The following is a 9,429-nucleotide window of genomic DNA, read 5'->3' on the forward strand; positions in this document are numbered from 1 at the left end:
GATGCTGAAGGTCTGGATGAGCCACGGCGACAAGGTGGCCGAGCTGCCGCCGGGCTTCGCGCTGATGGCGTCGACGCCGAGCTGCCCGATCGCCGGCATGGCCGACGAGGCGCGCGGCTACTACGCGGTGCAGTTCCACCCGGAAGTCACGCACACGGTGAAGGGCCGCCAGATCATCGAGCGCTTCGTGCTGCAGATCGCCGGCGCGAAGCCCGACTGGATCATGAAGAACCACATCGAGGAAGCCGTCGCGAAGATCCGCGAGCAGGTCGGTGACGAGGAAGTGATTCTCGGCCTGTCGGGCGGCGTCGATTCGAGCGTCGCGGCCGCGCTGATCCATCGCGCGATCGGCGATCAACTGACCTGCGTGTTCGTCGACCACGGCCTGCTGCGCCTGAACGAAGGCAAGATGGTGCTCGACATGTTCGAGGGCCGCCTGCATGCGAAGGTCGTGCACGTCGACGCATCCGACCAGTTCCTCGGCCATCTGGCCGGCGTGACCGATCCGGAAGCGAAGCGCAAGATCATCGGCCGCGAGTTCGTCGAGGTGTTCCAGGCCGAGGCGAAGAAGCTGTCGAAGGCGAAGTGGCTCGCGCAGGGCACGATCTACCCGGACGTGGTCGAATCGGGCGGCACGAAGACGAAGAAGGCGACGACGATCAAGAGCCACCACAACGTCGGCGGCCTGCCGGAAACGCTCGGCCTGAAGCTGCTCGAGCCGCTGCGCGACCTGTTCAAGGACGAAGTGCGCGAGCTGGGTGTCGCGCTCGGCCTGCCGCCGGAGATGGTGTACCGCCATCCGTTCCCGGGCCCGGGCCTCGGCGTGCGAATTCTCGGCGAAGTGAAGCGCGAATACGCGGAGCTGCTGCGCCGCGCGGACGCGATCTTCATCGAGGAACTGCGCAACACGACCGCGACCGCGCAGGACGCGGCTGCCGGCCTGTGCGGCGAGGCCGACGTCGGCAAGAGCTGGTACGACCTGACGAGCCAGGCGTTCGCGGTGTTCCTGCCGGTCAAGTCGGTCGGCGTGATGGGCGATGGGCGGACATACGACTACGTGACGTCGCTGCGCGCGGTGCAGACGACCGACTTCATGACTGCGCATTGGGCGCATCTGCCGTATGCGCTGCTCGGTCGCGCGTCGAATCGCATCATCAACGAAGTGCGCGGGATCAATCGGGTCGTGTACGACATCTCGGGGAAGCCGCCGGCGACGATCGAGTGGGAGTGAATTGACGTCCTTCGGGGACTAGCGCCAGCCATCGAAAAACTGCGGTAACGAAGCAATGTGTTGCGGCGGCTATCGATGGCGGCCGGCGTCCGGCGGAACAGGCTGGCGTCGGACGAGACAAGTGGCGGGTGAGCGCCGGGCCAGCGACCGGGCGCTCACCGAGCGTCGCGATAGTGATCCCTGATGAATACCGGAAGATCATTTGACGGCGGCACAAAAGGCACCTGATACATCATGTCGCCGACAAAGCCGCGGTGATAGGTCGCGTGATTGACGACATGCAGCACGATCTGCTCGCGGGTCATGACGCCTTCTCCCCCACCCACAAACTCGAAACGAATGGCTGTCGCGAGATCCTCGTCCGACCAGTTGTCGACAAGCTCGACGTACCAGCGGTCCATTTCCTGAACCGCGTTCCAGAGATCGGAAACTGCAGGCGTGTGGTCGGTGTTGCGCGAGGTGTAGGTGTGCTTCTTTCCTTGCAGATGATGTCTGAAAATGTCGTCGACTACATAGACATGATTCAAGGTATGCACCATGTTTCCGAACCGCGTTGGTCTCTGCCGAAGGGCTTCGCCAGCCGGTAGGTCCATCACGCTCTTGAACGTCAGTCCGTTCGCCCAGGACTTGTAGCGCACCAGCATGCTCAAGGTGTCTGCTGCCGAGGCGGGCAGTGTGATGCGATCGGTAGTTCCGGATGGCGCAATCGGGTTCTGCGGGAGGGCAGACATGCTGAAACTCCTTGCGTGGTTTCGAACGTCGGAACAATGCTCGGGTTGATCCGGTGTCGTCGTGCCACACCGGTAGTAGTCCTGCGCGCAAGCTGCTCGGCGTATGGCGCGACCCGGACGGGCGTCACGTGCGCCAGCCCGCCCGAACATCAGGTTGCCGCTTTCTCGTTTGCCTGTTCACAGGCCTTGGAGCCGGCCCTCGACATGCGTGCGCGTCCTGCCGCCGACCCAGATCTGGCCAGCCGCGTCGCGGGTCAAATGAATGCGGCCATGGCGGCCGACGCGTGTCCCCTGGGCGGCGACATAGTCGTCCTCGACTACACCCGTCGCGAACAACCACTGCGCCATTGAAGCATTGAGGCTGCCGGTGACCGGGTCTTCGACGATAGCGCCCAGATGGTCGCTGAAGAACGTGCGAACCTCGAAGGCGGCATCGCCGCCCGTTGCATGAGGGCCAATCACACCGACATCGATCCGGCCGGGCCAACTGCGGAGCGGATCGAGCGCAAGCACCGTCTGCGCCGATACCAGCCTGATGCCCAGCCATCCGGGGCCATTGTCGATCCAGGCGGCATCCAGGATATCGCCGGATTCGATCCCCAGCAGTCGCCGAGCCCGGTCCAATTCATCGTGGGTCGGCGCGCCGGAGCGGATCAGCGGCGGGGCGGCGAACGAAAGCCGCTCGTGATCGCGTCGGATCGGAACCAGCCCGACTCCGCATTCCTGGACGATTTCCGCTGCGCGCTTCGGCACGCGGCCAGTCGAGAGCCACGCATGGCAACTGCCGAGCGTCGGGTGCCCGGCAAAAGGCATCTCCCTGTCCAGCGTGAAGATCCTGACCCGGTAGTCCGCCTCGGGATGCGTGGGCGGCAACAGAAACGCGGTCTCGGACAGGTTGAACCACCGCGTCAGCCGCTGCATGTCATCCGTTGCCAGGGCGTCGGCACCGATGACGACCGCCAGCGGATTGCCCGAAAGCGGTTCGGCGCCGAAGACGTCGACCATATGGATCGCAAAGCTCATGACATCGCTCTTTCAATTCAGATCAGTTCGTGACGGCGCCGGCGAGCCGGGATATCAACGTTGCCAGGCAAGCAGGTTGACTCCCGCAACGGCGAACACCGCGGATAGCGTGCCTTCAATCCAGCGCCGGAGGCGGGCATACACGGCGATCATCCGAGCGGTCGAGAAGAGGACCGCATAACCGCCAAACACGATGACGCCGAGGAGCGCGCAACCGCCGATGATCGCCGGCAAGGTGCCGCCGGACGCGTGTTCCTGAAGCCCGAGGGACATGATGGCCATCCAGGCCAGAACCGCCTTCGGGTTTCCGATATGCATGAGAATGCCCTGACGGTAGAGTCGCCGATAGGGCGGTGTCGGGCGTCCGGGTTCCATCTTCGCGAAGCCGGGGCCCGGTTTCAGCGCCGACCTGCCCGTGCGGAACGCCAGGTAGAGCAGATAGACACCGCCAACCATCTTGATCACGACGAGTGCCTCGGCATAGGCCGCCAGCACGGCGGAAACGCCGGTCGCCGCCAGGATCGCCCAGAAGAGCGAGCCCGTGATGACGCCGGCGGCCAGCACGAGGGCCGGCAGACGGCCGTCACGCATCGCTGTTGCCATGATCGCCATGTTGCTCGGCCCGGGGCTGGCTGTGGCGACGAGATAGGTGCCGTAGACGAGTGCGATCTGACTGGCGATCATTCGAGGTTCTCCAGAGAGGCGAGTGTCTCCAGCGTCACGGCTGGAGATCCCCGCGATGAACGATATGGACCTTGTTCCCGTCAGGGTCGCGCAGATACGCGCCGTAGTAGCCGTCACCGTAGCGGGGGCGTAACCCGGGCGCACCGTTGTCCGTCCCGCCGTGCTCGAGACCCTTCGCGTAGGCCGTGTTCACGGCTTCCTGCGACGGGGCGAGAAAGGCGACCATGCTGCCGTTGCCGATGGTCGCCGGCTTGCCATCGTAAGGAAGGTAGACATAGAAGCGCGGCAGCGGCGTTTGACCGGTTACCCAGCACAGGGCCGGCGGCCCGCCATCGGACGTGACGACGCGACGCTTCAGTCCGAGCGGAGCGAGCACCGCGTCATAGAAACGGCCTGCCCGCCCAAGATCACGCGCGCCAACGGTTACATGGCTGAACATTCGACTCTCCACGCGCCCGTCATGGCGATCAGGCGCCTCCAGAAATGCATGACTTCATCCGATCACATCGCGCATGTTACGCTTGTTGTTTTCATAAATAGTGTCACGTGACACTAATATCTGGGCGGCAAACATGCTCCTGCGATCCCCCTGGTCACCACGGCTTGCCGACATCGATGCGAATACCGCCGAGCGGTTGGTGCTCGCCCTGGCCGACGACATCGTCGAAGGGCGGCTGACGGGAGGCGACCGACTGCCCGCTCATCGCGATCTCGCGTTGAAACTGGGGATCGGGCTTGGCACGGTGACGAAGGCTTATGCCGCGCTTGAACGGCGAGGCCTGACGCGCAGCATCAAGGGGCGCGGAACCTTTGTGGCGATCCGCCAGGCGCACCATGATCGCCAGATCGACCTTTCGTCCAATGTGCCGCCAGCCATGCTCGACGCGCGCTTGCTGGCGCGAACACTGACGGGGATCGCACGCAAGATCGATGCGGACCATCTCAATCTCTATGCACCGGCCGCCGGGCATATGGAGCACCGACGTGTGCTGGCCCGCTGGCTCGAAACGCTGGGCCTGATGGTGGAACCGTCGCATCTGGTGCTCACGAGCGGCGCCCGCCAGGCGCTGTCATTGGCCTTCGATCTTGCGTGCGGCTCGCAAGGGCTGCTTCTGACCGAGCGGATCACCTATCCGGGCGCGATCGCGCTGGCTCGGCGCAACGGATATCGGATGCGCGGCATGGAGACCGACGCGCAAGGGATGGCGCCGGAGGCACTGGCGGACGCACTCGACGGCGCCGCATCGACCGGCAACCAGGCGGTCTATCTCACACCGACGCTACACAATCCGACCACCGCGACAATGAGCACGGAACGCAGGCAGGCCATCGTGGATATTTGCCGCCGGGCGGGCGCGTGGATCATCGAGGACGGCGTCTATGCGCCGGCCGAATCGGCTTCGCCGCCGCTTGCGGCGTTGGCGCCCGAGATCACCTTTCATGTGAACGGGCTGTCCAAATCGCTTGGCCCCGGTTTGCAGATCGGCGTGCTCGCACTGCCGGTCGGATTCGACGATGCCGCGGAAGACGCGCTGCGGGACCTGCCGATGGCGCCGTCGCCGCTCTCTTGCGCAGTGATCGAGGAATGGCTGGCCGCCGACGTCATCTCATCGATCCAGCGGGACCTGCACCATGAGGCGCGGCGTCGATCCAGTCTGGCCATCGCGCTGCTCGGCGCGGGCGAACTGGTCTCGCATCCCGGCGCCTACAACGCGTGGCTGCCGATGGAGCGTGACGCCGCCATTCGTTTCGCCTCCGCTGCCGCGGCGATGCGTATCAAGTTGACTCCTCCGGAATCCATGATGGTGAACCCGGAAGATCGGGCGAGCGGGATTCGACTTTGCCTCGGCGGCCCGTCGTTCGACGATCTGACGGAAGCGCTGACACTGCTGGCCGGGCTGATGAAGCAGCGTGCCTGACGCTGCCGGGGTACAAGAAACGGCTTGGATGTTGCCAAGCCGTTTTGCGTTTACACAGTGCGTGAATTGCTCACGCGTGCGCGCGCACGAGCGAACGCAAGTACATCGGCACCTTCGCCTTGGTCGTCGCCTGAACACGCGACATCAGCGCGTGATCGATGCGATCCAGCCCGTAAGTCCGCGAAATATCCTGCTGCAACCGGCACCACAGATGGCCGGCCATCTCCGCATCGACCATCGCGCGGTGCGCACGACCCGTTTGCGGCAGCCGCAGCATCTCGGCGAGGCTCGACAGGCGGTGACTCCGCGCGTCCGGGTAGATTCGTCTCGCCACCAGCATCGTGCACGCAAACGCATGGTCGGCCGACATGCCGAGCATCCCGAGTTCCGACTGCCAGAAGCGTTTGTCGAAACCGGCGTTGTGGGCCACGACCGCATGCTTGCCGACGAACGCCGCCGCTTCCTTCATGACTTCGGACGCCGGCGGCGCCGTCGCGATCATGTCGTTCGTGATGCCGGTGAGCGCAACGACATCGGACGGGATGCGTCGGCCGGCATTCATCAAACTCTGGAAACGGTCGACGACCTGCCCGTTGCGCAGCAGGATGACGGCAATTTCGGTTGCACGGTCGCCCAGATTCGGCGACAGGCCGGTTGTTTCGAAGTCCAGTACCGCGACGGTTTGCATGGTTGAATTCGGGGGCGTCATCAGAGGGTGTCGAGTGTGGCCGAGAGGGTAGCATCTTCAGGCGTGTGAACGGCGGATTCGTCTAGCGGTGAGCAGCGAGCGGGCCGGCTACCGATTGACGATAATGAAATTTCGCTCCACGCCAGTCGGACATGCTGCCGTGACTCAACTGACGCTACCCGGATTCGATGCGCCGCCGCCGGCTCCCGTGCACCGCTTCTTTTTCGCCGTGATGCCAGACACGGCCACGGCCGCGCGCATTGCCGGTGTCGCCAAAAGCTTGCAGCAGGAGAAGGACAGCCCGGTGGACACCGAGCGTCTGCACATCACGCTGGGCTCGCTAGGCGACTTCGCTTACGTGCCGGGCGCTACGCTTGCACGAGCCCGCGCGGTCGCGGATCGCATGGAAGTGCCGTCTTTCTCGGTGAGGTTCGACAAGATCATCAGCTTCAACAGGCGGTCCGGTCGTCAGCCGCTGGTGCTGACGGGGAAGGCCGGTCTGGAAGACTTGATCGATTTTCGGCGGCAGTTGCGAGACGCGTTGAAAAGGGTAGGCGTGCCTGTTTTCCCCTCGAGTTTCACCCCGCACGTGACGCTGCTGTATGGCGCACAGAGGCCCGATGAGTATCGGATCGAGCCGATTACCTGGACCGTGTTCGACTTCGTCCTGATCGATAGCTGGCTCGGCAAGTCGCACTACGACGTATTGGGGCGCTGGCCGCTGAGGACCGGCAGCGCCTCGGGGTGATCGCGATGCCGCAAGTGCGGTGCCGTTTCAGCGCATCCGGACCGGGCCGGTACAGCGTCCCGTTCTCGTCGGGACGCCGGCTCAGTCCCGATCGCCACCGCGATAACGAAGGTGAATCAGCGGATAAGGCCGACCTTGTCCATCCAGTGCCGATCTCCCGCAGCGCTCGAATCCGAGCCGTTCATAAAATCCCGCAGCCGCCTCGTTCTGTTCGTTGACGTCGGTCGACAAGTTGGAATGGCGCTTGAGCGCTTCTTCGACCAGCCGCCGCCCGACCCCCGCACCATGGTGGGCGGGATCGACGAACAGCGCTTCCATGTGGCCGCCGTCGAGCAGCATGAAACCGATCGGGCGATCGGTTTCGTCGACGGCTAGATCGAGCGGCGCGCCCGGCAGAAATGCGACGACTTCGGATTCGATCGCGCGACGGTCGTTGTCGCTCAGGAAGTGATGCGTGGCATCGACGGCGTTGCGCCAGATGTCCAGAACGTATGTGCCGTCGGCCTCGGTGGATTGTCGGATTCTGATCATGGTTTGACGGGTGGTGATCTGGCGCTCGGCGGGTAGCGGGCGTCGTGACGGAGCGAACGCGTCGCGGTGATGCGCAAGCGACAGCGGTGTGTCAGCCGGATGGCGGTCGCGCGTTGCCTGGCACCGCCGCCCGCTCGATCGCTCGCCGCGCGATGTCGCGCACGCCGGCGCTCATCGGCAAATCGTCGCGGTCGAGTTCGTCGATGCCGAACCAGCGCGCGTCGAGCGCATCGTCGCCGGCGGCCGGTGTGCCGCGCAGCCATCTGCACAGCACGGCGACCATGACGAAATGCTGGCGCACGACGCCGTGCGCATCGTAATCGAACGCGTCCAGCGCGGTAAAGGCGTCGAGCGCTTCCACGTCGACCGTCGCTTCTTCCGCGATTTCGCGCACGACCGCATCCGCGAGCGGCTCGCCCGGCTCGATCTTGCCGCCGGGGAAGCCCCAGCAGCCTGCATCGGGTGGATTCGCGCGGCGCACGAGCAGCACGTCGCGTTCGCGCAGCACGATGCCGATCACGGCGGGAATGGGGCGCAAGGGGGTAGCGTTGCCGGTTGCGGACGTGCCGGTTGCGGACATGGTCGCGCCTACCTGTCGGTTCGAACGAACGCGGGTACTACGTGCACGCGGCTCATCGCGCGTCTCCGGTACGCTGTTCGATCGCACGAATCACGGCGACCATGTCGGCCGCCCCATGTCCGGCTCGCTCGGTTTCACCGTACAGTGCATGGCAGATGTCGAGCAGCGGCGACGCGATGCCGATGCTGCGTGCCGATTCGGCGACGAGGCGCGCATTCTTCAGCACGTCGGTGATCGCGGCCTGCACCGAGAAATCTTCCGCGACGAGCTTGCCGAGCTTCACGCGCGACACGTCGCTGGCCATCGGGCCGGCATTCAGCACGTCGGCGAAGCGTGCAAGGTCGATACCGTGGCGTTGCGCGAAGTGCGTGGCTTCGGTGAGACCGGTGACCATCGTGATCAGGAACAGGTTGACGGCGAGCTTCATCGTCAGCGCCGACGGCACGTCGCCGCATACGAAGCTGTCGCGGCACAGCGGCTTCACCAGCGCGCGTACGGCGTCGACGTCCTCCGGCGCGCCGGCCAGCATCACGACGAGTTGACCGGCTTCGGCCGGCTTGCGCGAGCCCGACACGGGCGCCTCGACGTAGCGGCCCGATGCGGCGGCGATTTCGTCGGCGAGTGCGCGAGAGTATTCGGGCGCATTCGTGCCCATGTTGACGATCGTGTGTCCGCCGACCCGGGCGGCAAAACCGGGTGAGCCGCGCGCAAGGGCGGCGTCGATTGCCGCGTCGTTCGCGAGCATCAGGATCACGGTGCGGCAGGACGCGAAGACGTCGTCGACGTTTTCGGCCACGCGTGCGCCGGCGTCGCGCAGCGCATCGTCGCTGCCGTGCGAACGGCTCCACGCGACGAGCGGCGTGCCGGCCCGCGCGAGATTGAGCGCCATCGGCGTGCCCATCACGCCAAGGCCGATGAATCCGACTGCGGTTTGCATGGTGCGGCTCCCACGGTAGGTGGCGACGATCGTGGGCGTCAGTATCGCAGCGTTTACGCGCCTCTGCCATGTGACCCGCGCGAGCGCGGAAGCCGCGCCATCGCCGCTATGCGATCCCCGCCAGGTACGGCCACGGATAAATGCCGCGTGCATGGCCGTCGCCGAACAGAAGGCGCACGCCGTAGCCGAGCGCCTCGACGCCGTCGAGCGTCAGGCCGGCGCGGGCGTCGATACGGCCGCCATCGAAGCGGATTCTCCGGCATTCCGCACACGGACAATCGCTGCGCAACTGCGCATAGCCGATACGTTGCGTCGCGCCGTCGGGCCAGCGTAGCGTCAGTGCGCGTGCCGGGTGAT

The 9,429-nt window shown here is 65.2% G+C and carries 12 protein-coding genes; 3 read left to right on the forward strand and 9 right to left on the reverse strand.

Annotation, left to right across the window (positions count from 1 at the left end; all coding sequences use genetic code 11):
* On the forward strand, positions 1–1,231 hold a 1,231-nt coding region (gene guaA / locus JMF90_RS11270), incomplete at its 5' end, for a glutamine-hydrolyzing GMP synthase (protein ID WP_201325111.1).
* Positions 1,232–1,386: 155 nt separating this feature from the next.
* On the opposite strand, the gene JMF90_RS11275 is transcribed toward guaA, so the two are convergent.
* From JMF90_RS11275 to JMF90_RS11290, 4 genes are all read right to left on the reverse strand, one after another.
* Positions 1,387–1,962: a DinB family protein gene (locus JMF90_RS11275; RefSeq protein ID WP_011549559.1), complete on the reverse strand. Its 576-nt coding sequence runs from the start codon at positions 1,960–1,962 to the stop codon at positions 1,387–1,389.
* Between the two features lie 177 nt (positions 1,963–2,139).
* Positions 2,140–2,985 carry a PhzF family phenazine biosynthesis protein gene (locus tag JMF90_RS11280; RefSeq protein ID WP_011549560.1) on the reverse strand — a complete coding sequence of 282 codons (846 nt, stop codon included), beginning with the start codon at positions 2,983–2,985 and terminating at the stop codon, positions 2,140–2,142.
* Between the two features lie 54 nt (positions 2,986–3,039).
* The gene (locus JMF90_RS11285) at positions 3,040–3,669 is read right to left on the reverse strand and encodes a LysE family translocator (RefSeq protein ID WP_011549561.1); all 630 of its coding nucleotides are present in this window, start codon (positions 3,667–3,669) and stop codon (positions 3,040–3,042) included.
* 34 nt (positions 3,670–3,703) lie between these two features.
* Positions 3,704–4,108 carry a VOC family protein gene (locus tag JMF90_RS11290; RefSeq protein WP_011549562.1) on the reverse strand — a complete coding sequence of 135 codons (405 nt, stop codon included), beginning with the start codon at positions 4,106–4,108 and terminating at the stop codon, positions 3,704–3,706.
* A gap of 133 nt (positions 4,109–4,241) precedes the next feature.
* Here JMF90_RS11290 and JMF90_RS11295 point away from each other — a divergent pair, with 133 nt between their 5' ends.
* Positions 4,242–5,588 (forward strand): PLP-dependent aminotransferase family protein, encoded by a 1,347-nt coding sequence (locus tag JMF90_RS11295; RefSeq protein ID WP_201316973.1) that lies wholly within the window; start codon positions 4,242–4,244, stop codon positions 5,586–5,588.
* A gap of 70 nt (positions 5,589–5,658) precedes the next feature.
* Here the strand turns inward: JMF90_RS11295 and JMF90_RS11300 are convergent, their stop codons facing one another.
* Positions 5,659–6,276 carry a PolC-type DNA polymerase III gene (locus JMF90_RS11300; protein ID WP_041489536.1) on the reverse strand — a complete coding sequence of 206 codons (618 nt, stop codon included), beginning with the start codon at positions 6,274–6,276 and terminating at the stop codon, positions 5,659–5,661.
* 124 nt (positions 6,277–6,400) lie between these two features.
* Between JMF90_RS11300 and JMF90_RS11305 the strand changes: the two genes are divergently transcribed.
* Complete coding sequence (locus JMF90_RS11305) at positions 6,401–7,024, forward strand: 2'-5' RNA ligase family protein (protein WP_011694311.1); 624 nt, start codon at positions 6,401–6,403, stop codon at positions 7,022–7,024.
* 81 nt (positions 7,025–7,105) lie between these two features.
* Here the strand turns inward: JMF90_RS11305 and JMF90_RS11310 are convergent, their stop codons facing one another.
* From JMF90_RS11310 to JMF90_RS11325, 4 genes are all read right to left on the reverse strand, one after another.
* Complete coding sequence (locus tag JMF90_RS11310) at positions 7,106–7,555, reverse strand: acetyltransferase (protein ID WP_011549566.1); 450 nt, start codon at positions 7,553–7,555, stop codon at positions 7,106–7,108.
* A gap of 91 nt (positions 7,556–7,646) precedes the next feature.
* Positions 7,647–8,135, reverse strand: a complete 489-nt coding sequence (locus JMF90_RS11315; protein WP_201316972.1) for an NUDIX hydrolase — start codon at positions 8,133–8,135, stop codon at positions 7,647–7,649.
* Between the two features lie 52 nt (positions 8,136–8,187).
* Positions 8,188–9,225, reverse strand: a complete 1,038-nt coding sequence (locus JMF90_RS11320) for an NAD(P)-dependent oxidoreductase (protein ID WP_333966844.1) — start codon at positions 9,223–9,225, stop codon at positions 8,188–8,190.
* On the reverse strand, positions 9,179–9,429 hold a 251-nt coding region (locus JMF90_RS11325; protein WP_201325112.1), incomplete at its 5' end, for a DUF971 domain-containing protein. The genes JMF90_RS11320 and JMF90_RS11325, both read right to left, overlap by 47 nt.

The organism is Burkholderia sp. E168m23, from assembly GCF_016586125.1.
Lineage (GTDB): Bacteria > Pseudomonadota > Gammaproteobacteria > Burkholderiales > Burkholderiaceae > Burkholderia > Burkholderia orbicola.